This window comes from Methylobacterium sp. PvR107, from assembly GCF_017833295.1.
Lineage (GTDB): Bacteria > Pseudomonadota > Alphaproteobacteria > Rhizobiales > Beijerinckiaceae > Methylobacterium.
The window spans coordinates 5,410,462-5,435,297 of sequence record NZ_JAFIBW010000001.1; the positions used below are offsets into that span (position 1 = coordinate 5,410,462).

Annotated in this window: 21 protein-coding genes and 1 riboswitch; of the genes, 9 read left to right on the forward strand and 12 right to left on the reverse strand. The window is 70.4% G+C overall.

Going from position 1 to position 24,836, the window contains the following annotated elements; all coding sequences use genetic code 11:
• The first annotated feature begins 236 nt into the window (after positions 1–236).
• On the forward strand, positions 237–728 hold the full coding sequence (locus JOE48_RS25570) for a glutathione peroxidase (RefSeq protein WP_210033945.1): 492 nt from the start codon (positions 237–239) through the stop codon (positions 726–728).
• Positions 729–742: 14 nt separating this feature from the next.
• On the opposite strand, the gene JOE48_RS25575 is transcribed toward JOE48_RS25570, so the two are convergent.
• The 4 genes from JOE48_RS25575 to JOE48_RS25590 all read right to left on the reverse strand — a co-directional run bounded on the left by JOE48_RS25575 (position 743) and on the right by JOE48_RS25590 (position 3,174).
• Complete coding sequence (locus JOE48_RS25575) at positions 743–1,024, reverse strand: hypothetical protein (RefSeq protein ID WP_210036144.1); 282 nt, start codon at positions 1,022–1,024, stop codon at positions 743–745.
• A gap of 180 nt (positions 1,025–1,204) precedes the next feature.
• Positions 1,205–1,996 (reverse strand): ATP12 family chaperone protein, encoded by a 792-nt coding sequence (locus JOE48_RS25580; RefSeq protein WP_210036052.1) that lies wholly within the window; start codon positions 1,994–1,996, stop codon positions 1,205–1,207.
• A gap of 76 nt (positions 1,997–2,072) precedes the next feature.
• Entirely contained in the window at positions 2,073–2,738 is a 666-nt protein-coding gene (locus JOE48_RS25585) for an HAD-IA family hydrolase (protein ID WP_210033947.1), read from the reverse strand.
• A gap of 52 nt (positions 2,739–2,790) precedes the next feature.
• Positions 2,791–3,174: a hypothetical protein gene (locus JOE48_RS25590; protein ID WP_210033949.1), complete on the reverse strand. Its 384-nt coding sequence runs from the start codon at positions 3,172–3,174 to the stop codon at positions 2,791–2,793.
• A gap of 202 nt (positions 3,175–3,376) precedes the next feature.
• On the opposite strand from JOE48_RS25590, the gene JOE48_RS25595 reads away from it, so the two are divergent.
• On the forward strand, positions 3,377–4,090 hold the full coding sequence (locus JOE48_RS25595) for an alpha/beta fold hydrolase (RefSeq protein ID WP_210033951.1): 714 nt from the start codon (positions 3,377–3,379) through the stop codon (positions 4,088–4,090).
• Here the strand turns inward: JOE48_RS25595 and JOE48_RS25600 are convergent.
• Both JOE48_RS25600 and JOE48_RS25605 read right to left on the reverse strand, forming a co-directional pair.
• On the reverse strand, positions 4,057–5,442 hold the full coding sequence (locus JOE48_RS25600) for an RluA family pseudouridine synthase (RefSeq protein WP_210033953.1): 1,386 nt from the start codon (positions 5,440–5,442) through the stop codon (positions 4,057–4,059). The two genes, JOE48_RS25595 and JOE48_RS25600, sit on opposite strands and share 34 nt — an antisense overlap.
• Positions 5,443–5,600: 158 nt before the next feature.
• Positions 5,601–5,969, reverse strand: a complete 369-nt coding sequence (locus tag JOE48_RS25605; protein WP_210033955.1) for a HigA family addiction module antitoxin — start codon at positions 5,967–5,969, stop codon at positions 5,601–5,603.
• Between the two features lie 385 nt (positions 5,970–6,354).
• Positions 6,355–6,551: riboswitch (cobalamin riboswitch) on the forward strand.
• A 276-nt stretch (positions 6,552–6,827) separates the two neighbouring features.
• Between JOE48_RS25605 and JOE48_RS25610 the strand changes: the two genes are divergently transcribed.
• Together JOE48_RS25610 and JOE48_RS25615 are read left to right on the forward strand one after the other, a co-directional pair.
• Entirely contained in the window at positions 6,828–9,011 is a 2,184-nt protein-coding gene (locus tag JOE48_RS25610) for a TonB-dependent receptor (protein WP_210033957.1), read from the forward strand.
• Complete coding sequence (locus tag JOE48_RS25615; RefSeq protein WP_210033959.1) at positions 9,005–10,465, forward strand: PepSY domain-containing protein; 1,461 nt, start codon at positions 9,005–9,007, stop codon at positions 10,463–10,465. The genes JOE48_RS25610 and JOE48_RS25615 overlap by 7 nt, the downstream gene beginning before the upstream one ends.
• 166 nt (positions 10,466–10,631) lie before the next feature.
• Here JOE48_RS25615 and JOE48_RS25620 read toward each other — a convergent pair whose 3' ends face one another.
• From JOE48_RS25620 to JOE48_RS25635, 4 genes are all read right to left on the reverse strand, one after another.
• On the reverse strand, positions 10,632–12,776 hold the full coding sequence (locus tag JOE48_RS25620; RefSeq protein WP_210033961.1) for a TonB-dependent receptor: 2,145 nt from the start codon (positions 12,774–12,776) through the stop codon (positions 10,632–10,634).
• A 582-nt stretch (positions 12,777–13,358) separates the two neighbouring features.
• Entirely contained in the window at positions 13,359–13,985 is a 627-nt protein-coding gene (locus JOE48_RS25625; RefSeq protein ID WP_210033963.1) for a MarR family winged helix-turn-helix transcriptional regulator, read from the reverse strand.
• Between the two features lie 83 nt (positions 13,986–14,068).
• Complete coding sequence (locus JOE48_RS25630; protein ID WP_192708877.1) at positions 14,069–14,458, reverse strand: response regulator; 390 nt, start codon at positions 14,456–14,458, stop codon at positions 14,069–14,071.
• 132 nt (positions 14,459–14,590) lie between these two features.
• The gene (locus tag JOE48_RS25635) at positions 14,591–15,856 is read right to left on the reverse strand and encodes an adenosylmethionine--8-amino-7-oxononanoate transaminase (protein ID WP_210033965.1); all 1,266 of its coding nucleotides are present in this window, start codon (positions 15,854–15,856) and stop codon (positions 14,591–14,593) included.
• Positions 15,857–15,947: 91 nt separating this feature from the next.
• Between JOE48_RS25635 and JOE48_RS25640 the strand changes: the two genes are divergently transcribed.
• The 3 genes from JOE48_RS25640 (at position 15,948) to JOE48_RS25650 (ending at position 18,567) form a co-directional block, all read left to right on the forward strand.
• Complete coding sequence (locus JOE48_RS25640) at positions 15,948–17,072, forward strand: 8-amino-7-oxononanoate synthase (protein ID WP_210036053.1); 1,125 nt, start codon at positions 15,948–15,950, stop codon at positions 17,070–17,072.
• A gap of 113 nt (positions 17,073–17,185) precedes the next feature.
• The gene (locus JOE48_RS25645; protein WP_210033967.1) at positions 17,186–17,695 is read left to right on the forward strand and encodes an OsmC family protein; all 510 of its coding nucleotides are present in this window, start codon (positions 17,186–17,188) and stop codon (positions 17,693–17,695) included.
• Between the two features lie 14 nt (positions 17,696–17,709).
• On the forward strand, positions 17,710–18,567 hold the full coding sequence (locus tag JOE48_RS25650; protein ID WP_210033970.1) for a class I SAM-dependent methyltransferase: 858 nt from the start codon (positions 17,710–17,712) through the stop codon (positions 18,565–18,567).
• A gap of 192 nt (positions 18,568–18,759) precedes the next feature.
• On the opposite strand, the gene JOE48_RS25655 is transcribed toward JOE48_RS25650, so the two are convergent.
• Positions 18,760–20,358, reverse strand: coding sequence for a gamma-glutamyltransferase family protein (locus tag JOE48_RS25655; RefSeq protein ID WP_210033972.1), 1,599 nt, complete (start codon positions 20,356–20,358; stop codon positions 18,760–18,762).
• A 256-nt stretch (positions 20,359–20,614) separates the two neighbouring features.
• Between JOE48_RS25655 and JOE48_RS25660 the strand changes: the two genes are divergently transcribed.
• Together JOE48_RS25660 and JOE48_RS25665 are read left to right on the forward strand one after the other, a co-directional pair.
• Complete coding sequence (locus JOE48_RS25660) at positions 20,615–22,144, forward strand: carbohydrate porin (protein ID WP_245252961.1); 1,530 nt, start codon at positions 20,615–20,617, stop codon at positions 22,142–22,144.
• 57 nt (positions 22,145–22,201) lie between these two features.
• Complete coding sequence (locus JOE48_RS25665) at positions 22,202–23,737, forward strand: cation:proton antiporter (RefSeq protein ID WP_210033974.1); 1,536 nt, start codon at positions 22,202–22,204, stop codon at positions 23,735–23,737.
• A 98-nt stretch (positions 23,738–23,835) separates the two neighbouring features.
• On the opposite strand, the gene gshB is transcribed toward JOE48_RS25665, so the two are convergent.
• Complete coding sequence (gene gshB / locus JOE48_RS25670; RefSeq protein ID WP_210033976.1) at positions 23,836–24,792, reverse strand: glutathione synthase; 957 nt, start codon at positions 24,790–24,792, stop codon at positions 23,836–23,838.
• Positions 24,793–24,836 lie beyond the last annotated feature (44 nt).

The following is a 24,836-nucleotide window of genomic DNA, read 5'->3' on the forward strand; positions in this document are numbered from 1 at the left end:
CGGTCAGGTCTCAACAGGGGGATGCAGCCAACCTTCGCTCGCGGCCGTGCGGAGGATCGTAGCCGCGGCTGTCGAGGCTTAATGCCGAACGTGCCGCCTTGACGATAATCCAGTTGACATTTTGAAGCGTCATTCGGATTGGACCCTCCGCCGCTCTTCGTCGGCAGTGCGGGCGCGCGGGAGCGAACTGGGCCCTGAGCCTTGCATGCGCGCTCCCGTTGGCCAAGGGATCGGGCATGACAGCAATCTACGATCTCAATGTCGCCGCCGCCGACGGCAAGCCCTATCCGCTCGCGCAGCATCGCGGCCAGGTGCTGCTCATCGTGAACACGGCCTCACGCTGCGGCTTCACCCCACAATACGAAGGGTTGGAGGCGCTCTGGCGCCGCCACAGGGCGGCGGGCCTCACGGTCCTGGGCTTTCCGTGCAACCAGTTCGGTGCCCAGGAACCGGGCAATGCATCCGAGATCGAGCGCTTCTGCTCGCTCACCTACGATGTCACCTTCCCAGTGCTCGCCAAAGTTGCCGTCAACGGGCCCGGGGCCGATCCGCTCTATGCCCATCTCACCCGGGCCCGACCCGGCCTTCTCGGCACGCGCGCGGTGAAGTGGAACTTCACCAAGTTCCTGGTCGGTCGGGATGGCCGGGTGCTGGCCCGTTTCGCGCCTGGAACCAAGCCTGCGGCCCTGGAGGCACGAATCGAGGCCGCCCTCGCGGCGTCCGGATAGGGCTCCCGTGTCCGTCAGCGGCCCTCGAACTCGGCCGTCACCGAGGCCCGGGCGATTGTGCAGCCGTTCACGCGCTCGCGCACGCGAAGGATCGTCCGCAGGGACACCGCCCGGTAGGGACGCACCGCCTCCCGCAGGATCCCGCTGAGGAATCGAAGCTCTGCGATCTTACCGATGGTCCGTTCCGAGGCGCCTCCCGTCCGCGCCCGGCCCTCGAGTTCCGTGAGCGCGTCGAACAGCGCATGGCGGGCACGCTCGTCTCGGGATATGTGCTGAGGCGCGATCAGCGCCGCCAACTCATGCTCGAATCTGCATTGGATGGACTGATCTCTGCGCATGGGCGACCTGAACACAACAGATTCGGACCCTAAATCAGTCATCGCGCAGAGTCAGCCGGCAGCGCACGCCGCGCACCGCGAGTTCGGGATTGTTGCGCAATTGCACCTGCGCAATCGGCCCCGGGCGACCGGATTTCGTCAGCGGCGGGCACCGACGAAATCGGCCGCGGCCTCGAATTCCGAGCGCCGGGCCGCGTGACGCGCCTCGGCCTCGGCATCCCGGCCCCAGACCTCCGCCTGGTAGGTCTCGTCGACATGGGCGGCCGCCCAGGCCTGCGCCGGGGTCAAATGGCCGCGCAGCACGGCCAGCCCGATCAGCAGGGATCCGGTGAGCGTCGTCAGGGTGTGCAGGCCCGCAAGCTGGAACGGATCGGTCACGGCCGCCACCGCATCGGAGAGCGCCCGCACGGTGCCGGGCGGCTGCTCCACATGCCGGATGCCCTCGCTCAGGATCACCTGCACGCCAAGCTCGTCCCGGGCCCAGGCGAGAATCGGGTCCCAGGCGGCCCCCTGCGCCGCCACCAGCCGCTCCGGATCCCCGGCGCGATAGGCCACGAGATCGGTGGCGGCATAGGCGCAGAGATCGTCGACGACGGCCGCGTGCCGGGGCGCAACGCCGTCGATGGCCGTGTTCGCGAGCCGCGTGAGCGGCATCCGTGCCGGATCGATCTGCGTGTCCTGAGCCGCCCATTCGGCCGCGATCTTTTCGGCCAGCGCGCGGTCGGGCAGGCGCAGCGGATTGCGGGCCGGCGTGTTCGCCGGACGCCCGTCCAGGGTCAGGCGGAACCCGCCCGTCTCCTCGGAGAAGCCGGTCTCGGTGTAGAAGCGCCGGGGCAGGGCGGGCTTGGCATGGCCGCGGGCTGCCCGCATCGGATCGGGCCGCTCATTCTCGCCCGGTCCGCCGAGCCAGTCTGTCGTCTCATCGCTCATGGACACGAGATAGGCGATCGCGGCCGCACACGCGAGCCTTGGCCAGTGCTCGCGAGCCTGCGGGAGTAGTGCCGCCTCAGCGAATCGAATCCGTACCGTCGAGGAGCTGCGCCTCGAGGGCGTCGGCGCTCGGCACCACCGTGACGGCGCCGGCCCCGTAGAGCGCTTCGGGCGGATGATAGCCCCAGGCCACGCCCACGGCGGCGGCGCCGGCCGCAACCCCCATGGCGATGTCGAAGGTGGTGTCGCCGACCATCACGGTCGCCTCGGGCTCGCAGCCGGCCTCGCGCATGGCCTGCCGCAGCATCGCCGGATCGGGCTTGGAGGGCGCATCGTCGGCGCTCTGCGTGGTGACAAACCAGTCCTCCCAGCCGTGATGCGCGATCAGCCGGTCGACGCCGCGCCGCGACTTGCCGGTGGCGAGGCCGAGCAGCACGTTGTCGCGGGCCTTCAGCAGGGCGAGCAGCTCGGCCATCCCGGGAAACAGCGGTTCCTCGTAGGCGGGGTCGATCCGCAGCCGGTTGTAGGCCTGCTTGTAGCTCTCCGAGAGCGCGTCGACCGGTCCGTCCTCGCCGACGAGGCGCCGGAACGCCTGCGGCAGCGAGAGACCGACCACCGACAGGGCCTCCCGCCGGCCGGGGGCCGGCAGGCCGTTCTCCGCGAAGGCGAGGCCCTGGGCCGCCACGATCAGGTGCTGGCTGTCGACGAGGGTGCCGTCGACGTCGAAGACGACGAGCTTCATCGGCGGCCGGGAATTCGCGGTCGCCCGGAGGCCGCGCGCGGATCGCCCGCCATCACGGCTTGCGGGCCGGCGGCACCGGCTGGCCGGCCGGGGCGGGCTGCACCGCCTGGGCGCGCGTGCGCTCGTACCCGAGCCGGCACCGGATCAGGAAGCGCCGACGCTTGCCGCCGCGCAGACCGCGCTGGTGCGAGGCACGATTGCAGGCCGCATAGGAGCGGCGCCGACGCTCGGCCCGGCCAGCGGAAGCCGGGCGCGGCCCGGCCTGCGCCGGTGCCGCGGCGTCTCCGGGACCCGTGGGCGGATGCGGAGCCGCCGCCTCGGTCGGGTGAGGGGCGGTCGCCGGCAGGGCGGGTCTGGCCTGCTCGCCCGGCGCGGCGTGCGCGATCGGCCCGGTGAGGCACAGGGCGGCGAGGCAGGCCAGCATCGCGAGCTTCATGCGTCAGGGTCTCGAACCGCGGGGAACCGGCCCCGCGACGGATCGGCGGGGCATGGCAAAGCATATGAGGCGGGGCGACCGGTTGCCAAGGCATGCGCGGCGCGAGACTCTCGGATGATGGCGCGAACTCGAGCGCGGGTAGCGTAGCGCGGTCGATCAGTCGCGCAACGGCTGTCCAAGGGCAGGGTGTCGTGATCCGGCGATGAATCTCGTTCTGCTTCCTGGCTTCATGACCGATTCCGACCTCTGGACCGACATGGCGGCCCAGCTCGCGCGAGTCGGCGCGGTCCACCACGGCGATCTGAGCCGGGACGCCGCCATCGCCGACATGGCGTCCCGGGTGGCGGCGGAGGCGCCCGAACGCTTCGCCCTGGTCGGCTTCTCGATGGGCGGCTACGTGGCCCGGGCGATCGCGCGGCGCGCGCCGGAGCGGGTGCGGGCGCTGGTGCTGATCGCCACTTCTGCGCGGGCCGATACCCGTGCCCAGGCGGCGCGGAAGGCGATCGCCGTCGCGCAGGTCCGCGAGCAGGGCTTTGCCGGCCTCAGCCGCGGGGCGATCCTCCGATCGGTGCATCCGGAGCGGGCGGGCGACATCGACCTGATCGCGCGTATCCGGCGGATGGGAGACCGACTCGGCGGCCCGGTCTTCCTGCGTCAGGCCGGACAGGCCCGCGCGAGCGACCTCGACCGGCTCGGCGCGATCCGCTGCCCGACCCTGGTCGTGGCGGCGGCCCGGGACGCCCTGCGCGGCCTCGACGAGGCGCGGGAGCTTCGGGACGGCATCCCGGGTGCAAGCCTGACGGTGATCGACGGGTCGGGGCACATGCTGCCGCTGGAAGCCCCCGACGCCCTCGCCGACGCGATCGTGCCGTGGCTCCTGGCTCAGGCCTCCGGCGCCTCGACGATCGGGTCGTAGCGGGCGGCATCGAAGCCGAGGAGGTTCCAGCTCTGGGCCATGTGGGGCGGCAGCGGCGCGCTCACGTCCACGGGCCTGCCGGTCCGCGGGTGCGGGATCACGATCCGCCGGGCCAGCAGGTGGAGCCGGTTCTGGATGCCGCCCGGCAGCTCCCAGTTCTCCACGGAAAAGTATTTCGGGTCGCCGACGATCGGGTGGCCGATATGGGCCGCGTGGGCGCGCAGCTGGTGGGTGCGCCCGGTGACCGGCTTGAACGACAGCCAGGACAGCTTCTGGGCCGCCTGATCGACCATCGCATAGTAGGTCAGCGCGTGGCTCGCGCCCTCGTCGCCGTGCTTGGCGACGCGCATGCGTGCATCGGCGTCGGCCGCCTCCTCCTTGGCGAGGTAGGTCGAGACGCGGCCCTGCCGGACCCGGGGTACACCGGCGGTCAGCGCCCAGTAGATCTTGCGTGCGGCCCGTGAGCGGAAGCTTTTGGCCAGGGTCGCGGCGGCGAGCCGGGTCTTGGCAACGATCAGGCAGCCAGCCGTGTCCTTGTCGAGCCGATGGACGAGGCGGGGCTTCTGCCCGTCCGGTCCGGTGAGCGCCGCGAGCAGGCCGTCGACGTGGCGGACCGTGCCGGAGCCGCCCTGGACCGCGAGGCCGAAGGGCTTGTTGAGGATCATCATGTCGGCATCCTCGTAGAGGATCAGCGACCGGATGAATTCGGCGTCGTCCTGCTCGCGCGCGGGATTGCGTGGCCGCTCGGAGGGCTGGTCGAGGCGCAGCGGCGGCACGCGCACGCTCATGCCGGGCTCCAGCCGGTCATTGGGCTTGGCGCGCTTGCCGTCGACGCGCAGCTCGCCCTTGCGGACGATGCTCTGCACCCGGGTGAAGGGCAGAAGCGGGAACCGGGCGGTGAGGAACCGGTCGATGCGCATGCCGGCCTCGTCCGCCTCCACCGTCAGGGTCTGGACGCCCGAGGCAAGGGTCGCGGAGGCGGCGGCGCGCTGCTCGCGGCGGGTGGGCCCGGCGGCAGGAGCCGGGGCAGGGGCAGGGGCATGGGCCTCCGGCCGCTTTGCCGCGGGCTTCGGCCCCGGCGCTCCCCGTCCGGCCGGCGCTGCGCGGCGGGCCTGCGGCCCCGCGGCGGCAGCACGGGATTTCGGTGCCCGGGCCGGTGCCGCGGCGGCGGGCGCCGCGCCGCCCCAGGGATCGCGCGCGCCGGCATCGTCGCCGCGGTTGCGGGCGGCGCGCTCGGCAGCGTCGCTGGCGCTGGTGCGCGGGCCGGTACGCGCCCGGCCGCCCGATTGGACCTTGCCGGCCTGTGGCTTACGCCCCTTCGGTCCGCCGCTTCTGGGAGGTCGTGTGTTCATGATTCCGCCGGCACCCGTCACCGCCTCGGACGGGACGTCCGGACGCATAGGCCGCGGCGTCGCGGACGTCGGGACCGATGGGGTTGCCCGGCTGTAGCATCGCCCCGGCGCAGCGGCAAAGGCGGAGGGAGGAACCGGGGCCGGCCTGGGCGGACCGGTCACGTCCGTCCGCGCCGGATGATCATCGGAGGCGGGGCGCTCGCGTCCTGAGCCTCCGAAGCGGCCAGATGGAACCTCGCCTTGGCGGCGAGCTCGCTCTGGAGGTTCTGACAGCGCTTGCGCACGTTGGCGATGTCGAACTGGGTCTGCATCTCCATCAATGTCTGCATCTCGACCCCGAACACCGTCTCGATCCGCAAGGCCAATTCCGGAGACAGCGCAGCCTCCTCATTGAGGACATCGAACAGTGTTTGACGCGGCACATCGAGCAAGCCGGCCGCGTCCATGACGGTCAAGTTGCGCGGTTCGATGATATTACGCCGCACATATCCGCCTGGATGGCCGGGATTTTCCAGTTTGTAGCTCATCACTATGATGCTCTCCCGTATTTTGCTCCAATCAAAACATCATGGTCCTGTCCGGATACTTAACCTTTGTCCGTAAAATCGTAATCATCCCATCGTCTCACGACATACCTTACATACGCAGCAACGCACTAAAGGTTACACGACACACTCATCGATATAGATGTCATCCTTTTTGGCTTTAATATAAATAAATATCGTGTTATTACACGTATATAGGCAAAAATTGCTATGAGAACATCGAATTTACAATTCCGCGGCACCTGTCAATGCGCGCGCATGGCCGTCACCATGCGGATCACCGCCGTCTAATCCACTGCATCGAGAACCAGCGGGGTCCATGGACCGCGTTGCGGCGTCGTACGGCTTGACGCGGACAAACCTTAAGGCCAAGCTTATCGTCGACGGTTCCCTTCGGGGATCAAAAGGGAACGCGGTGAGGGGCTCGCCTCGAGGCCGCGGCTGTCCCCGCAACTGTAAGCGGCGAGCCCTTCACCACCACGTCACTGGGTCGCTGACCCGGGAAGACGGTGCGAGGGCGGCGACCCGCGAGCCAGGAGACCTGCCGTCAGCCGTGGTCACACGCGAAACGCGCTGGGCGGGGTTGTCCTGGCGGGTGTCGAGACGCCCGTGCATCCGCGCGGTCGGCGAGGCCTCGTTCGCGGTGACGTGCCACAGCAAGCGCGCCCGCGACACCGATCCCGATGCCCGTCCTCACCGTATCGATCGCTTCCGGGGCCGCCACGCGCACTCACGCGCCTGTGCCCGCCGAGCTTTTGATGCGGCCGAGCAATTGTAATGTTATTACATTGCCTTTAGAACGGGTTGGCCGGCCCGCGCCGCGCATGGACCTTTCCTGCCATGTCACCATCGACCATCCGCCCGAGATCCGGCGGCAGGCCCGCACCGCTCTGCGGCGTGCTCCTCGCGCTCCTCGCGAGCCCGGCCGCCGCGCAGGACACCGTCACCCTCGACCAGCTCTCGGTTGAGGGCGAGGACGGCACGGACCGTGCCGTCCCGAACAGCCTCAACCTGCGCACCCGCGACCGGACCGCGAGCCGGATCGGCCTGACGCCCTTGGAGACGCCGGCCAGTCTCGACATCGTGTCGGGCGAGACCGCGCGGATGCGCGGCCAGGACACGATCGCCGAAGCCGTGACCCAGGACGCCACCGGCATCACAACGATTGCCGCTCCCGGCAACGGCAACGGCGCGTTCACGTCTCGCGGCTTCGCCGGCCCGAACTCGATCCAGCAGCTCTACGACGGCACGCGCTTCTACGTGGGCGCCAACACTGTCACCTTCCCGTTCGATACCTGGAACGTCGAGCGGATCGAGGTGCTGCGCGGGCCGTCCTCGGTGCTCTATGGCGACGGCGCCATCGGCGGCGTCATCAACGTGGTGCCCAAGAAGCCGGTCTTCGTGCCGATCAACACTGCCCGCGCGGTGGTCGGCACCGACGGCGTCGCGCGGCTTGCCTTCGATTCCGGCGGTGGGATCGGCCAAGCGGAGTTCGGCAACACCTTCGCGTACCGCCTCAACGTCAGCGGCAACCGCGCCGATGGCTGGATCCGCCCCGAGGGCGATTTTCGTAACCTCGCGGTCTCGGCCGCCCTGCTGTTCCAGCCGAGCCCGGATCTCGCGTTCACGCTGAGTCACGATCTCGGCTACCAAGAGCCGGCCCGCTACTGGGGCACACCGCTGGTCGAAGGCCGGATCCCGGACCTGATCCGGTTCAACAACTACAACGTCCGCGACGCGAAGATCACCTGGGTCGACAACTGGACCCAGCTCAAGACCGAGTGGTCGCCCTCGGCCGACATCACGATCCGCAACACCGCCTACCGGCTGACCAGCCGGCGCCACTGGCTCGATGTCGAGCAGTACACGTACAACCGCGGCACCGGGCTGGTGGACCGGGGCGACTACCTCGAGATCTATCACAGCCAGGAACAGGTCGGGGACCGGCTCGACGCGACGTTCCGGGGCAGCCTCTTCGGCTTTGCCAACCAGTTCGTGGTCGGATTCGACGTGAACCACATCGATTTCCGGCACACCAACAACTTCTACTTCGACCAGAATACCAGCGTGCCGCTCACCGGCTACGATCTGGGCTACTTCCCGCAGAACGGACGGGCGCGGCCGGCCTACGCCACCCAGACGAGCCAGGCCTCGGTCTTCGCCGAGGACCGGCTGATCCTGTCGGACAGGCTGGCCTTCCTTACGGGCGTGCGCCTCGACGTGCCGACGCTGAACCGGGAGGATCTGCAGTCGGGATCGCGCTTCGAGAAGACCTACCACGCCCTCGGCTACCGGTTCGGCCTCGTCTACAACCCGACGCCGGACAGCGCGCTCTACGCCCAGTACAGTTTCGCCACCGATCCGGTGAACAGCCTGATCACGCTAAATCAGTCGCTGGCCGGATTCAAGCTCGCAACCGGCGATCAGGTCGAGATCGGCGCCAAGGGGCTGGCCTTCGACGGCGCCCTGGAATGGACAATCGCGGGTTACCGGATCGTCAAGGACAACCTGATCTCGGCTGTGCCGGGCCAGCCGACGCTGTCCACGCAGGTGGGACGGCAATCCTCGCAGGGCTTCGAGCTGGCGCTCGGCTGGCTTTTCGCGCCGGGCTGGCGGCTCGACGGCAACCTCGCGCTCCTGCATGCGCAATACGACCGGTTCGATCAGACGGTGGCGGGCGCCACCGTTTCTTATGCCGGCAACCAGCCGATCGACGTGCCGGAGCGCGTGGCCAATCTCTGGCTGACCTGGGATTTTGCGCGCGACTGGACCGCGCGGGTCGGGCTCCAGAACGTCGGGCAGGTCTACAGCGACTTCGGCAACATGGCGCGGCGCCCGGCCTACAACCTCGTCAACCTCGTGCTCGACCATCAGGTCTCGGCGGAGTCGCGGCTGTCGCTGCGGGTCTACAACCTGTTTGACAAGGTCTACGCGATCTCCGGCAACGCCGTGAACGGGGTCGGCACCAACTGGCTGCTCGGGCGGCCGCGCTCGGTCGAGGTCGCCTACACGGTGACGTGGTGAGGCGATCGCGGCGGCTCGGCAAGGCGGGCCGGCGCTTCCTGCTCCTGTTCCATCGCTGGTCCGGGATCACCGCCGGGTTGCTCTTTGCCTCATGGATCGGCTCCGGGCTGGTGATGCTCTACGTGCCGTTCCCGACGCTCACCGAGGCGGAGCGTCTGGCGCGGCTTCCGCCTGTCGCTTGGGAGCAGGTCGTGTTCGCGCCGGACGAGGCGCTCCGCGCCGGCGGCCTCGTGGGCGTCCCGGCAGCCTTCGACCTTGAGATGCAGGGCGTCGAGCCCGTCTACCGGATCGCCGGCCGCGATGGGCGGCAGGTGACGGTCTCGGCGCGCACCGGTTCGCGGCTCGGCCCGGTGACCCCCGACGCGGCCTTGAACCTCGCGGCCTCGGGGTTTCCGAACGCCCGCGTCGCACTGGTCGAGCGCGACCAGTGGACCGTCACAGCCCGGTACAACCCCCTGCGGCCCTTCCTGAAGGTCGCCCTCGGCGACACGGCCGGGACCGAACTCTACGTGTCGCAGGTCACCGGCGCGATCACCCTCGATACGACCCGGTTCGAGCGGGCCTGGAACTGGGTGGGCGCGGTGGCGCACTGGATCTACCTCACGCCGCTCCGCGCCCGTGCGGAGCTGTGGCGGACACTCCTGCTGTGGCTGTCGGGCTTCGCCGCCCTGGGGGCGGTGAGCGGGTTCGCGATCGGCCTCTGGCGCCTGCGACTCCGGCGCCGTTATGCGGGGGGAGCCGTGACGCCCTATCGGGGGCTCGCCCGCTGGCACCACCTGTTCGGCCTCGCGGGCGGGATCGGGCTCAGCACCTTCATCCTCAGCGGCTGGATCTCGATGAACCCGAACCGCTGGTTCGCGTCGACCGCCGCACCCGACGAGATACGCACCGCCTATGCCGGCTCACCGCCCGCCCTCGGCCTCGACGCCGGAGCCTTGCGCGGTTTCGCCGACCCGGGGACCCAGGCGCTGCGCTTTGCCGCCATCGGCGGGTTCTGGTGGATCGTCGCCGACGCGCCGGACGGGGCGCGGACCCGCCGCGCGGACGATGGCGCTGCGCTGGCGTCCGACGCCATCGCAGCGGCCGCCGGCCGGGCCGTGCCCGGCGGTGTCGTGCGCGACGTGGGGCGCCTCACGGCGTTCGACACCTATTGGTACCCGCACGGAAGCGATCCGCGCCCGCTGCCGGTCCTGCGCGTCCGGTTCGACGACCCCGCCGCCACCTGGCTCCACATCGATCCGCGGGACGGGGCCATCCTCCAACGCCTGGACCGGTCCGGCCGGATCAACCGCTGGCTGTTCGACGCCGCTCACCGTCTCGACCTGCCGGGGCTGAGCAGCAGCCGCCCCCTGCACGACGCCGCCCAATGGATCCTGAACCTTCTGGCGGCGGGGATCGTGGGAACGGGCATTGTCGCGGGCTGGCGCAGAGTACGCCGGACCCTGTCGGCCTAGGGGCCGGCATAGGGATATCGTTTGCCGACGGGGCAGATCCCATCCTCGTCGTCATCACGCGCGCAGCGAAGTGACCCAGGGCAGCGCGGCATCTCCGAGGACGGCGCCATGCCCGATTGCTTCGCCGCGCTCGCCAGGACGGTGGTGCGTGGTAGAGCGCGGCCCATCAGAACCGCGCCGTCAGGAACAGCCGGACGTTCCGCCCGGGCAGCAGGATCTCGTCCTTCTTGAACGAGGTCGAATTGCGGATGTCGTCGTTCAGCAGGTTGCGGCCCTGGAGCCCGAGGGTGATCTCGCTCGCGCCGTAGACCGCCGGATCGACGGCCTTGGTGTAGCTGACCTCGGCGCGTAGGTCGTTGTAGCCGGGTGTCGGCGTCTCGAACACCGCAGTCGCGTCGTGGCTGAAGGCGTGGAGCAGGTTCACGCGGGCGAACCACCCGTCGGCCTGCAGGTAGAGGCCGCCGCCGAGGCGGTAGGGCGGGATCCGCGGCACGTTGGTGCCGTCGTCGAACTTGGCGCGGACGAAGTCGAACTGCGCCTCGATGCCGGCGAAGCCGTTGCCCACCGGGATGAGATCGTACTGGCCGATGATCTCGGCGCCGTAAAAGGTGGCGTTCTGCTGCTGGTAGACGATCTGGCGGTTGTCGGTCCCGGTGCCGCAGGAGGCGAAGTCGTCGTCGCAGGTCAGTCCCGTGTAGTTGCGGTAGATGAAGCCGGTGTAGCGCGTGTAGTAGCCGGTGGCGTCGAGGCGCAGCGGTCCCTCCGCGCGCCGGATGCTGGCCTCCACCGTGCGGGCGCGCTCCTTTTTCAGATCCGGATTGCCGATCTCGAAGGTCGCGGTGGCGTCGTGGGGCCCCTGCGAGAACAGCTCGTAGCCGGTCGGCCCGCGCTCGACATAGGAGCCGGTGAGGCTCGCCACGAAGCCGTAGGGCAGGTCCTGCAGGGCGCCGATGCTGGCACTCTTCGGGGCGAAGCGCCGGGTCCGGGCGTACTGGAACGGCTCCTGACCGTCGACCGGCACGTAATCGGCCGGAAACTGCGCGGCCGTGCTCGACAGCCGGTCGACCTCGTAGCGCCCGGCGGCCTGCAGCCGCGTGCCGGGGCGCAGCTCCAGCTCCTCGAACAGGTAGACCGCGTTGGCGCGGGACTCGGTCTTCGGCAGGAACGATTCGAGCTGCGTGTTGATCACGCGCCGGGCCGACTGGAAGCCGAGCGCGCCGGAGAGTTTTCCGAGTTCCGTGAAGACCGGGACGTGCTGGAGTTCCAGACGGCCTTCCGCCTCGCGGTTCTTGAAGATCGCCTGGACGCCCTCGATCCCGTCCTCCCCGATGCCGACCTCGTTGTGGCGGTAGACCGAGTAGCCCGCCCAGTAGCGGATCACCTCGAAGGGTCCGTCGAGCGGGCGGTACTCGCCCCGCGACAGGACACGGTCCTGGTTGGGGGTCAGACGGGTCCGGTCCTGCTCGGCCACGCCGCCGGGGATCGCGTAGACCGCGTCGTAGTGGCTGAAGGAAATGCCCACGAAGCCGCGGTCGCCGATCGCCGAGATGCCGACCGCGCCGCCCTGCGATTCGTTGTACGAGTTGCGCTGGATCCCACCGGGAATCGCGTAGCTGTCGTTGGCGGTCTTGAAGCCGTCGGCATGGACCGCGATGCCGTCGCCGCCGGCATCCACCGTGGCGGCGCCGAGCCGGCCATTATCCACACTGGAGAAGCCGCTGGTGACTTGGCCCTGCACCCCGTTCGCCGGGATGAAGGTCGGCACCCGGTTGTTGTCGGCCGAGACGACGCCGCCGATGGCTCCCGAGCCGTAGCGCAGGGTCGCGGGACCGCGGATCACCTCGATCCGATCGGCGACCAGCGGATTGATCGGGACGGCGTGGTCCTCGCCGAGATCCGACACGCCGCCATTGACGATGCCGTTCTCCTGGATCCGCACACGGGCATTGTCGAGGCCGCGAATGATCGGCCGGGACGCCGCGCCCGGCGCGTAAGTCGTGCCGGAGATGCCGGGTCGGTCGAACAGGGCATCACCCAGTGTCCGGGGCTGATCGCGCGCGATCTGCTCCTGCGTCACCACTGTGATCGGCGAGAACGAGTTGGTCGCCACCGGCAGGATCCCGATCGGTACCGAGAGATCCGGAACCGAGGCGGTGCGTGGTGCCTGGATCGGGCTCGGGCTGGTGACGCTGATCTCGTCGAGCGCGACGGCTTGCTGAGCGCGCGCATGGGACGGCGCCATGAGGCCAAAGCCGACGGTCGAGGACAGGACCGTCCCGGCCAGGAAGCCGAAGGGGCGTGCGAGGGGCATCGAGACTCACATATTGTTATATCGTTTCATTGTTGCGGTGCTACCGTCCGACGCAAGGGATAATCCAGCCGGAAACCGACAGCCGAGAGAAACGTTACATCGTTGCAACAGGCGGTCGATGCGCGGTGAGTTGGACCGGCGACGAGCGCGATCAGGCAGCGGGACGTGTGAGCCAGACAGAGGCGACGTCAGATCGGAGGATCATCCGGCTTGACGTCGTCTCGTCATCCTCGGCGGCAGAGCGGAGCCTTGGATACAGACCCACCGACGTGGCAAGCCTCCGCCCCGACGGTGGGCCCGGATCGCCCGCCTCCGGCATGCCAATTCGGGCCGGAGCCATCCTGCGGGGTCTCGGAATGAAGACGTGGAACGCCGATCCCGCATCCGCCCCGGTCTGACACCAAGTCCGACGTGACTCACACGGGACATATCGGTTCTGGCATGACCCGAGCTGCGCTCTCCGCCGCGGCGTGTGCCGGCCTCATCGTGACCGAGCCGTCCGGATACCGTTCGATCCTGCGTTCGACCGGTTTCTGCCGGACACGTGTCCGGCGTGCCGCCGCGTCACCGGAGGGCCACCGGTCAGACCGGCAAACCCTCCGTCTCGTCTTCGGCCTCGATCTCGGCGTCGGCCTCGGTCGCCTGACCGGATGCACCTGCCGCCTCGGCCAGACCGCGGGCGGCCTTGCGCAGGAGCTTGCGCAGGCGGCGGCGGTCGGTCTTGTCGAGGTGGTCGAGCAGCTCGGCCTCGACCTCCTCCTGAATTTGCTCGATCGCCTCGGCCTTGGCCAAGCCCGCCTCGGTGAGCTGGACCCGCACCACGCGGCCGTCGCCCGATTCGGCCCGGCGCTCAACGATGCCGAGGGCCGCGAGCCGGGTCACGGTTTTCGAGGCGGTCGGGGGCCGCACGCGAAGCAGCGCCGCGAGGTCGCCCATGGTCATCGTGTCGGCCGCGGCCAGGGCCTGAACCACCTGCTCCTGCCCGGCGAACAGCCCGAGCTTGGCCAAACGGTCGCCGGTGCGGGCCCGATGCAGGCGCGCCGCCTGCACGAGCGCCCAGCCGACGGACCGGACACCCGGCGGCCGCATCCTCTTGGAGGACAGATTCGGGGTCGCCCCATCCCCATCCTGACGATCGCGTTTATGCTTGTCGCCCACCGGTGCGCCCGAGTTCGTGCCGGCGGCCGCCGGATGATCCTGAATCTGCACCGTCCGCCCCCATCACCGGCCGCCCCGGACCCTGTGGCGACGACCGGTGACGCTGCGATGACGGGACCGGACCAGCCGGCCGTTCAGCAGTGCATGAGGCGCTGGAGCCGGTCCAGGATATCCTCGCCCGTGCAGGGCCGAGCGATGAAATCGGCATGCTCGGGCATGCGCGCCGGATCCGGCGCCGCCCGCCCCGAGACAATCAGGATCGGCAGCTGCGGGCGCGCTTCCGCCACCGAGCTGGCGAGGTCGAAGCCATCCGTCTTGCCCGAGAGCTGCACGTCGGTGACCAGCCCGCAGATATCCGGGCGCGCCTGCAGGATGCTGAGCGCCCGCTCGGCGGAGGCGCACTGAACGGTGTCGTAGCCGCCTTCCTCCAAAACGTCCCCGAGGTCCATGATGGTCAGCGCCTCGTCCTCGACGAGGAGGATGACCGGCCGATCGCCGCTTGAACCCGTCTGCTCGCTCGCCACTGTGTACTCCCTCTGGCAGCGTCCGGCCGCGCGGGCCGCCGCACGCGTCTTCAGCGTAGGCCCAACGGCAGAAACGGTCCCGGGTTGCAGCCGAGCGCGGCGCCCGCACCCCACCCATGGAACAATCCGCCGTCACACCGTCGCGGAACCCTGCTCGGTCACAACGGCCGCGATTGCGTCGATCAGCCGGTCGAGGTCGGCGCGCGCGATGGTGAGCGCCGGCGTGAGATAGACGATATCACCGAACGGCCGCACCCAGACGCCCCTGTCGATGAGCTTCGCCTTCAGGACCGCGAGATCGGGCGCGCGCGCGAACTGCACCGCCGCGATCGCCCCCAGAACCCGGACCTCGGCCACGCCGGGCACCTGCCGCAACGGCGACAGCCCGTCCCGCAGCCGGGCCTCGATGGCGCGGGCCTGATCCAGGCGCGGCTCGGTCTCGAACAGGTCGAGGCTGGCATTGGCAGCCGCGCAGGCGAGGGGATTGGCCATGAAGGTCGGCCCGTGCATGAGCGCGGCCGCCGGATCGTCGGACCAGAATGCCTCGAACACCTCCGTGCGGGCCACCGTCGCGGCGAGGGCCATCGTGCCGCCGGTAAGCGCCTTCGACAGGCACAGGATGTCGGGCACGATCCCGGCCTGCGCGCAGGCGAACAGGCTGCCGGTGCGCCCGAAGCCGGTGAAGATCTCGTCGGCGATGAGCGGCAGCCCGTGGCGCCGCGCGAGCCGGGCCACGGTGGCGAGCACCTCCGGCGGATGCGTGCGCATCCCGCCCGCGCCCTGGACCAGCGGCTCGATGATCACAGCCGCCAGGGTCTCGCGATGCGCCGCCAGCGTCGCGTCGAGCGCCTCGGTCTCCGCCCGACTCCGCGGCAGATCGCAGAACAGTTGCGTCGGCAGGAAGGTGCCGAACCGGCGATGCATGCCCTCCTCGGGATCGCAGACCGACATCGCCCCCATCGTGTCGCCGTGATAGCCCCCGCGGAAGCCGAGGACTTTCGTCCGGCCGCTCACCCCGCGGTTGAGCCACATCTGCGCGGCCATCTTCAGGGCGACCTCCACGGCCACCGAGCCCGAATCGCTGAGGAAGACGTGGTCGAGGTCACCGGGCAGAAGCGCGGCCAGCCGCGCCGCCAGCCGCTCGGCCGGCGCATGGGTCAGGCCGCCGAACATCACGTGGGGCATGCGCGCGAGTTGATCGGCCACCGCGCGGGCTATGTGCGGGTGGTTGTAGCCGTGAACGGCGGTCCACCAGGAGGCGATGCCATCGACGAGTTCGCGGCCGTCGGCGAGCACGATGCGGGTACCGTGCGTGGCCACCGCCTCCAGGGGCGGGGCGGCCACACGCATCTGCGTGTAGGGCCGCCAGAGGTGACGCGCGGGCGTATCGGAGGTCATGCGTCCGGCATGGTCGGGGCTCGGACAGGGGTCAAGTGTCGGGCGACGGCCGCTTGACTTTGCCGCCGGGGCGGCTCCCAACCGCCGCGTGATGGACAGTCTCGACGCCTTCGCCCGCGGGAAACTCGACGCGCTTGAAGCCGGCAGCCTGCGGCGTCGCCTGACGCCGACCGAGCGCGGCCCCGGCGCCGCGGCGGCACGGGGCGGGCGCACGCTCGTGTCGTTCTCCTGCAACGACTATCTCGGCCTCTCGCACCATCCCCGCGTGATCGCCGCCGCCCAGGCGGCGGTCGCGGCGCACGGCGCGGGCGCCGGCGGGTCACGGCTCGTGACCGGCGACCATCCGTATCTCGGCGCGCTTGAGGCGGGGCTCGCGCGCCACAAGGGCGCCGAGGCCGCCCTGGTCTTCGGCAGCGGCTACCTCGCCAATCTCGGCATCACCCCGGCGCTCGCCGGCCGGGGCGACCTCGTCCTGCTGGACGAACTCTCCCACGCCTGCATGTGGGCCGGGGCACGGCTCTCCGGCGCCCGGGTGCTGACCTTCCGCCATAACGATCCTGGCGATCTCGCCGCGCAATTCGCGGAGCACCGGTCCCGGCATGGACGCGCCCTCGTGCTCACCGAGCGGGTGTTCAGCATGGACGGTGACCGGGCGCCGCTCGGCGACATCCTGGGCGTCGCGCAGGATTTCGATGCCTGGACGCTGGTCGACGACGCCCACGGGATCGGCGTGGTCGAGGACGGACCGCGGGCGCCGCTCGAGATGGGGACCCTCTCGAAGGCGCTGGGCTCCTACGGCGGCTACCTCTGCGCCTCGCGCCCGGTGATCGACCTCCTGACGAGCCGCGCCCGCAGCTTCGTCTACACCACGGGCCTGCCGCCGGCCTCGGCCGCAGCCGCCCTGGAGGCGCTGACGGTCCTGGAGGCGGAGCCCGAGCGGCGTGCCCGGCCCCTGACGCTGGCCCGGCGCTTCACCGCCCGGCTGGGCCTGCCCGAGGCCGAGAGCGCGGTCGTGCCGGTCCTGATCGGCGAAGCCCAAGCCGCGCTCGAGATCTCGGCAGCTTTGGAGGCCGCCGGCTTCCTCGTGGTGGCGATCCGCCCGCCGACCGTGCCGGCGGGGACTGCGCGGCTGCGGGTCGCCTTCTCGGCGGCCCATGACGAGACGCAGGTCGATGCCCTCGCGGCGGCGGTGGCCGCCCTCACCGGGCGCGCCTGACGGCCGCTTCCCGTCCGCCCCGCCGGCACCTATACCGGGTCCGAACGGAGCGCGCGGCGTTCCGCAACACCCGTCACCGACGAACGGGCGAGCAGGATCGAGAGGACGACGCTATGGATGCCAGCGCGCTGCGGGCCCTTCAGGCTCCCATCAAGGACCAGTACCGCACCGCGCCGGATTCCGCGGTCATCACGCTGAAAGCCAAGGGCACGCTCGACGACACCAAGATCGCCTGCAAGGTCGAGACCGGCCGCGCCATCGCGGAGGCGGGCCTGCACCCGGCCACCGGCGGATCGGGTGCGGAACTGTGCTCCGGCGACATGCTGCTCGAGGCGCTGGTCGCCTGCGCGGGCGTGACGCTCAAGGCGGTGGCGACCGCCCTGGAGATCCCGCTGCGCGCCGGCACGGTCAGTGCCGAGGGCGACCTCGATTTCCGCGGCACCCTCGGGGTCGACAAGGAGGCGCCGGTGGGCTTCCGCAGCATCCGCCTGTTCTTCGAACTCGACACGGACGCACCGCAGGACAAGCTCGCGCAGCTCCTCAAGCTCACCGAGCGCTACTGCGTGGTGTTCCAAACCCTGAACCACAAGCCCGAGCTGTCGGTGGCCACGACCACGGTCTGAGGGAGGCGGGCATCATGGCGGGCGGCATCACCCAGGCCGAGTACTGGAACGGCGAGGTCGGCACCCGCTGGGCGCGCAACCAGGCGGTGCTCGACGCGATGTTCGTCCCGCTCACCGAGGCCCTGTTCGCGCCGCTGGCGCTCCGCGAAGGCGAGGCCGTCCTCGACATCGGCTGCGGCGCGGGGGCGACGACCCTCGAAGTCGCGCGCCGGGTCGGTCCCGGCGGCCGTGCGACCGGCGCCGACATCTCGGCGCCCCTGCTGGCCGTGGCGCGGGATCGCGCGGCAGACGAGGCCCTCGGAGGCGCTTCGATCCAGTTCATCGAGGCCGATGTCGAGACCGTCGATCTCGGCCGCTTCGATCATATTCTTTCGCGCTTCGGCGTCATGTTCTTCCCGGATTCCGCCCGCGCCTTCGCGAACGTTCGCCGGATGCTCAAGCCGGGTGGCCGGCTCACCTTCCTGTGCTGGCGCACTTTGCCCGAGAACCTGTGGGTGAGCGTGCCGCGCGACGCGGTGCTTCCGCTCCTGGCGGAGATCCCACCACCGGCGCAGCCCGACATTCCGGGCCCGTTCCGCTTCGCCGATCCCGAACCGCTGGTCGCCCTGCTGCGCGGCACCGGTTTCGACAACGTGACCTGCGATGCGGTCGATCGGGACATCGTCCTCGGACAGGGCGAGACCGACGCGGCGGCGATTGCGGCCGCCACCCATGTCTCCCTGAACCTCGGCCCGAACTCGCACCTTGTCCGCGAGGCCGCGCCGGATCTGCGGGCGCGGGCCGAAGCGGCGGTGACCGAGGCCTTGGGCCGGCATGCGAAGCACGGTTCGGTGCGCCTGCGCGCCGCCTGCTGGCTCGTTCAGGCGGGATAGGTACTGCGCTGCTGTTGCAGCGAGCACCGCTCTCGGCCGCTGGCCGCTGCTTCGATCCCGCCGTCTTTGCGAGCGGAGCGAAGCAGCCCAGTCAACGCGACAATCCCGGACGTCCCGCTGCCCTGGGTCACTTCGCTTCGCTCGTGATGAAGCAGGCGTGACAGCCGCCGACGACGTCGACCGGAAACGGAATCAGAGCCCCAGGGCGCCGCCGTCCGAGCGCGGGTCGTGGGTCGCCTCGATCCGCCCGTTGCGGGCGTGGCGGACCAGCATGCCCGCATGGCCGAGCGAGTCGATATAGGATCCGCCCAGCTCCTCGATGTCATGGCCGAGACGGCCGAGCGCCGCGATGCAGGCCGGATCGAACCGGTCCTCCACTTTCACGCTGAGCGAGGGCGCGCCCCAGGTCCGACCATAGAGCAGGCGGGGGGCATCGACGGCGTCGGCCACCGACATCCCGTAATCGGCATAGCGGGTGAAGATCTGCGCCTGGAATTGCGGCTGCCCGTCGCCGCCCATGCTGCCATAGCTCATCACCCGGCCGTCATCGAACGCCGCCAGCGCCGGGATCAGGGTGTGGAACGGCCGGCGGCCCGGCTCCAGCGGGTTCACGGCCTTCGGGTCGAGGGAGAACGACATGCCGCGGTTCTGCCAGCAGATGCCGGTGGCCGGCAGCACCGTGCCGGAGCCGTACTCCCAGTAGACCGACTGGATGTAGGAGACGGCGAGGCCGTCCTGATCGATCGCCCCCATCCAGACCGTGTCGCCATGGCCCGGGTCGGGCAGGGGCACCCGGGCGGCGCGGTTCATCGCGATCAGCGCCGCCTCGCGGGCGAGCCGCTCCGGCGTCAGGAAGGCGGCGGGGTCATGCCGCAGGCGGCCGAAATCGGTGACCACCCGGTCGCGGATCGCGAAAGCCCGCTTCGTCGCCTCGATCAGGCCGTGGTAATGGGCCGTGCCCTCGGGCTCGGCCACATTCAGCCGGTCGAAGATCCCGAGGATCAGGAGCGCCGCGAGCCCCTGGGTCGGCGGCGGGAAGTTGTAGAGGGTCGCGTCGCGCCGCCGGATCGACAGCGGCGCCCGCTCGACCGCCGCGAAGGCCTCGAGATCAGCCCGGGTCACCGGCGCGCCGAGGCGCTCGAGGTCGGCGGCGATCTCGCGGCCAAGATCGCCGCGATAGAAGTCGCCGAGGCCGGCATGGGCGAGCTGCTCCAGGGTGGCGGCCAGCTGCGGCAGGGCCCGGGTCTCACCGGCCGGATAAGGTTTGCCGTCCTTCAGGAAGGTCTTCGAAAAGTTCGGGGCCTCGTGGAGCGTGTCGAGTTCCTGGGGCACGTAGCGCGCCTCAGAAGGTGAGACCGGCACGCCGCTGTGTGCCTGCTTGATCGCGTCGGCGAGCAGCGTCTCCAGCGGCAAACGGCCGCCCAGGGCCCGCGAGAGCTCCAGGGCCAGCCGCCAACCGCCGATAGCGCCGGCAACCGTCACCATGGCGTCCGGTCCCCGGGACGGGATCGCGTCGTAGCCGTTCTCGCGGTAGCGCGGGATCGTGGCGAGGCGCCCGGCCGGGCCGCAGGCCTCGATCCCGCGCACCCGACCGCCGCGCTCGCGCACCAGCCAGAAGCCGTCGCCGCCGATGCCGTTCATGTGCGGGTAGACCACCGCGATCGAGGCGGCCATCGCCACCATCGCCTCGATGGCGTTGCCGCCCTGGGCCAGCACCGTCTGGCCGGCCTGGGCGGCAAGGCTGTGCGGCGCGGCGACGGCGGCGGTGGAGAAGACGGGGGTCTCGGGCATCGGCGGTCCTGTGGTGTACCGGCCGCAGGGTTAGGCGAGCTTGTGCATCCTGCAAAGTCCGGACGTATCCCGACTGTGCACCGTGTTATGCTGTGCCCGTATCGGGACCGATTGTCGAAGCGGCGGAGCGTGAAGTGTCGATCCGTCCAACACGCTCCCTGAGGTGCCGCACAGCGGCCTCGAAGGCGGGCTCCAGGGATCGCTCCGCCCTCTGGACGCCTCCTTCGCGGCCTCCGATGCGCTGGGGCTCCTCAGGATGAGGCTGTGGACTGGACCCGCCGGTTCCATCACCGGCGCAGCTCGCATCGCGGATCGCAGCGATGCGCACCGGAACAGAAGCTTCAGGCTGCCGGCTCGGCTCGCGGTCGGCCTCGGCCTTCTGATCACGCCGGCCACGGCCCAGCAGCAGGTCCGGACCGCGTTCGAGGGCGCGGGCGCCGATCCGCGCGTCTCGGTCTCCCAGCCGGAGACCACCAGCCAGGCCTCCGGCGGCTATGTCCGCTCGATCGAGCCTTATCTCGGGCCGCTCGGCGATCCGCTGGGGATCCGCCCCGTTCTGAAGGAGCGCGGCATCGAGTACAGCCTGACCTACATCGCCGACGTGCTCGGCAACCCGGTCGGCGGCCTGAGACAGGGTGCGATCGTCGAGGATCGCCTCAACCTGCGGCTCAACCTCGACCTCGACCGGCTCGCGGGCTGGCAGGGCGCCACGATCCACGCCAACGCCTACTTCATCCACGGCACCGGCCTGTCGCGCTACTATGTCGGCAACCTGCTCACCACGAGCGTCATCGAGGCGCTGCCGTCGAGCCGGCTTTATGTGCTCTGGCTCGACCAGAGCCTGATGGACGGCCAGCTCGGCCTCCGGATCGGCCAGCAGGCCGCCGATACCGAGTTCTTCGTCAGCCAGACCGCGACCCTGTTCGTGAACTCCACCTTCGGTTGGCCGGCCATCACTGGGCTTAACCTACCGAGCGGCGGCCCGGCCTATCCGCTCGCGGCGCCGGCGATCCGCGCCAAGTACGCGCCCGGCAACGGCTTCTCGCTGCAGGTCGGGCTCTACGACGGCGATCCGGCGGGCGCCAACCGGCCGGGCGATGATCCAGAGGCGCAGCGCCTCGACCGGACGGGCACGAATTTCCGCCTCCACGACCCGGCCCTGCTGATCGCCGAGGCGACCTACGCGTACAACATCGCCCCCGGGTCCAAGGGCCTGCCGGGCGACATCACCCTGGGCGGCTGGCAGCATTTCGGCCGGTTCGACAGCCTGCGCTTCGACGTCACCGGCGTGCCGCTCGCTGACCCGAACGCCACCGGGATCGGGCGGCCGGTGCGCGGCAATGCCGGCCTCTATGCGATCTACGACCAGACGCTCTATCGGGAATCGGGCAAGGACGACGAGGGCCTGGGCTTCTTCGTGCGAGCCGCGTGGTCACCGACCCGCTCCAGCCTGATCGACGCCTACCTGGATACCGGCCTCGCCTACAAGGGCCTGTTCGACGGCCGCGACGACGACACCCTTGGCGTCAGCGTCGCCTACGCCCGCATCGGCGACGAGGCCCAGCGGGCCGACCGGGACACGATCCTCTACACGGGCCTGCCGATGCCCCGGCGCCGCGCCGAAGCGGTGATCGAAGCGACCTATCAGGCCGTCGTGGTCCCGGGCTTCACGGTGCAGCCGGATGCCCAATACGTCGTCCGCCCGGGCGCCGGCATTGCCGGTCCGGACGGCCGGCGGCTGCGCAACGCGGCGGTGCTCGGCCTGCGCGCGACCGTTCAGTACTGAACCGGCCTGCGACGGCTCGATCGGGAACGCTCGCTGGACCCGTCCTCTTTCAAAGGCATGTTGATCTTCGAATGGGTCGTCGGCGTGCTGTTCGGCGCGGTCCTGCTGGCCGGGCTGGCGCGGCGGCTGGGCGCGCCCTATCCGGCCTTCCTGGCGCTCGGGGGCGTCGCCCTCGCCTTCGTCCCCGGCGTGCCCAATCTGAGGCTCGATCCTGAGCTGGCGCTGGCGCTGTTCCTGGCGCCGGTGCTGCTCGATGCCGGGTTCGACGCCTCCGTACGGGACATGAAGGAAAACTGGCGGGCGGTGCTCGGGCTCGCGGTCGGCGCCGTGGTGGTGACGACACTCGCCGTGGCACTCGTGGCGCGGCTCATCGTGCCGGACATGCCGCTCTCCGCCTGCATCGTGCTCGGGGCCGTGGTCGCCCCGCCCGACGCGGTGGCGGCCCTGGCCGTGCTCAAGCATGCGCCGATGCCCCACCGCCTCGCCACGATCCTACGGGGCGAAAGCCTGCTCAACGACGCGGCCTCCCTGCTGATCTACCGGCTCGGCGTCGCGGCGGCGATGGCCGGCAGCTTCCACCCGGCCGAGGTAGCGCCGACCTTCTTGCTGGGCGTGGTGGCGAGTCTCATCGTCGGACCCTGTCTCGGCCTCCTGTTCGTGGCCGTCACACGGCGCGTCACGGACCCGGCGAGCGCGATCGTGCTGCAGTTCGTGGTCGCGTTCGGGATCTGGCTCGCCGCGGAGCGGCTGGAACTGTCCGGGGTGCTGACCATGGTCAGCTTCGCGGTCACGGTCGCGCGCCGCGCGCCGGGCACCACGGCGCCGCGCGCCCGGGTGATCTCCTACGCGGTCTGGGACACGGCGGTCTTCGTGCTCAACGTCCTGGCCTTCGTGCTGATCGGCATCCAGATCGACCCGATCCGGGAGCGACTAGCCGGCGGCGATGCGTGGCAGGCCGTGATCCTCGCCGCCGCGACCTTCGCCACGGTTGTGGTGACGCGCCTCGCCTGGGTGCTGCCGACCACCCGGATGCGCGGCCTCGGCATTCGCCAGGCGGGAGCTCCGCCGCGCCTCGGGCCCGGGCTCGCGATGTCCTGGGCGGGCATGCGCGGCATCGTCACCGTCGCGGCCGCGCTGGCGCTGCCCGCGGAGTTCCCGCACCGGGACCTCGTCGTGTTCACCGCCTTCTCCACCGTGCTCGGCACCCTGATCGTCCAGGGCCTGACCCTGCGGCCGCTGCTGGCCCATCTACGGCTGGAGGACGACGATCCGGTGGGCCGCGAGACCGGCCGCGCCCGGGCCGCTGCCTACAAGGCCGCCCTGGACAGTCTCGCGGACGCCGAGGACGAGCCGGCGATCGATGCGCTGCGCGCCGAGTTCCGGGCGGCGCTTGCCGAGGCCGAGGAGCACGAGGAGGGCGTGGCGCCCGAAAGCCTGCCGGCGGACGCCGCCCGGCGGACGGCTGTCGAGGCCGCCCGCGACGCGGTCCTGGCCCTACGCCGGAAGGGCCGGATCGGCGACGATGCCTATTTCCTGCTGGAAGAGGAGTTCGACTGGGCCGAGCTCAGCGCGACGCCGCGCGCGGAGACGTGAGGGCGGCACCATGCCAGGACGGCCCTGGCCCGGGAGCAAGCAATCCGGTGGCGCCCCGCGGTGATGACCGCACGGATCGATCGCGCCGCGCAAGGCGATCAAACGCCCTTTCGGGCCGCGACCCGCGCCTCGATCGCATCCCACACCGCCGCCGACAGGTCCGGCCCACCGAGCCGCTGAATCGCCCGGATGCCGGTGGGGGAGGTGACGTTGATCTCGGTGAGGTGGCCGTCGATGACGTCGATCCCCACCAGGATCAGGCCGCGGCGCGCTAGCTCCGGGCCGATCGTCGCGCAGATCTCGCGCTCGCGCTCGGTCAGGTCCGACGCCGATGCGGCGCCGCCCCGGACCATGTTCGAGCGAATGTCGTTGGCGGCCGGGACGCGATTGACCGCGCCCATGGGAACGCCGTCGACGAGGATGATGCGCTTGTCGCCCTCGGTGACCCGGTCGAGGTAGCGCTGCACCACCCAGGCCTCTCGGAAGGTCGTGGCGAAGAGGTCGAACATCGAGCCGAAGTTCGGGTCCTTCTCGGTCACCTTGAACACGGCTGCGCCGCCATGCCCGTGGAGCGGCTTCATCGCCACAGTGCCGTGCTCCAGCCGGAAGGCCTCGATCTCCGCCTTGTCGCGGCTGATCAGGGTCGGCGGCATCAGCTCGGGGAAATCGAGGACGAACAGCTTCTCGGGGGCGTTGCGGACCTCGAAGGGGTCGTTCACGACCAGCGTCTCCGGATGGATCCGCTCCAGCATGTGGGTGGCCGTGATGTAGGCCATGTCGAAGGGCGGATCCTGGCGCATCAGCACCACGTCCGTCTCCGCGAGGTCGATCCGCTCCGGCGGCGTCAGGGTGAAATGCGCACCCTCGACGTCCTGGACGGTCAGCCGCTCGACCCGTGCCGTCACGCGCCGACCCTGCATCGAGAGCCGGTCTGGCGTGTAATAGACGAGGGAATGGCCCCGCCGCTGGGCTTCCAGCAGCAGGGCGAAGGTGGTGTCACCCGCGATCCGTATATTCTGGATCGGGTCCATCTGAACGGCGACGGTCAGGCTCATCCAATACGCCCCTTGCCGGCGGCGGGATCCTCGACCGCGCGCCG

Coding starts and splice junctions, on each gene's coding strand:
- JOE48_RS25640 (WP_210036053.1), top strand. CDS start 15,948: ATGGACAGTCTCGACGCCTTCGCCCGCGGGAAACTCGACGCGCTTGAA.
- JOE48_RS25590 (WP_210033949.1), bottom strand. CDS start 3,174: ATGAAGCTCGCGATGCTGGCCTGCCTCGCCGCCCTGTGCCTCACCGGG.
- JOE48_RS25580 (WP_210036052.1), bottom strand. CDS start 1,996: ATGAGCGATGAGACGACAGACTGGCTCGGCGGACCGGGCGAGAATGAG.
- JOE48_RS25585 (WP_210033947.1), bottom strand. CDS start 2,738: ATGAAGCTCGTCGTCTTCGACGTCGACGGCACCCTCGTCGACAGCCAG.
- JOE48_RS25620 (WP_210033961.1), bottom strand. CDS start 12,776: ATGCCCCTCGCACGCCCCTTCGGCTTCCTGGCCGGGACGGTCCTGTCC.
- JOE48_RS25595 (WP_210033951.1), top strand. CDS start 3,377: ATGAATCTCGTTCTGCTTCCTGGCTTCATGACCGATTCCGACCTCTGG.
- JOE48_RS25570 (WP_210033945.1), top strand. CDS start 237: ATGACAGCAATCTACGATCTCAATGTCGCCGCCGCCGACGGCAAGCCC.
- JOE48_RS25610 (WP_210033957.1), top strand. CDS start 6,828: ATGTCACCATCGACCATCCGCCCGAGATCCGGCGGCAGGCCCGCACCG.
- JOE48_RS25645 (WP_210033967.1), top strand. CDS start 17,186: ATGGATGCCAGCGCGCTGCGGGCCCTTCAGGCTCCCATCAAGGACCAG.
- JOE48_RS25665 (WP_210033974.1), top strand. CDS start 22,202: ATGTTGATCTTCGAATGGGTCGTCGGCGTGCTGTTCGGCGCGGTCCTG.
- JOE48_RS25605 (WP_210033955.1), bottom strand. CDS start 5,969: ATGAGCTACAAACTGGAAAATCCCGGCCATCCAGGCGGATATGTGCGG.
- JOE48_RS25600 (WP_210033953.1), bottom strand. CDS start 5,442: ATGAACACACGACCTCCCAGAAGCGGCGGACCGAAGGGGCGTAAGCCA.
- JOE48_RS25635 (WP_210033965.1), bottom strand. CDS start 15,856: ATGACCTCCGATACGCCCGCGCGTCACCTCTGGCGGCCCTACACGCAG.
- JOE48_RS25650 (WP_210033970.1), top strand. CDS start 17,710: ATGGCGGGCGGCATCACCCAGGCCGAGTACTGGAACGGCGAGGTCGGC.
- JOE48_RS25660 (WP_245252961.1), top strand. CDS start 20,615: ATGAGGCTGTGGACTGGACCCGCCGGTTCCATCACCGGCGCAGCTCGC.
- gshB (WP_210033976.1), bottom strand. CDS start 24,792: ATGAGCCTGACCGTCGCCGTTCAGATGGACCCGATCCAGAATATACGG.
- JOE48_RS25655 (WP_210033972.1), bottom strand. CDS start 20,358: ATGCCCGAGACCCCCGTCTTCTCCACCGCCGCCGTCGCCGCGCCGCAC.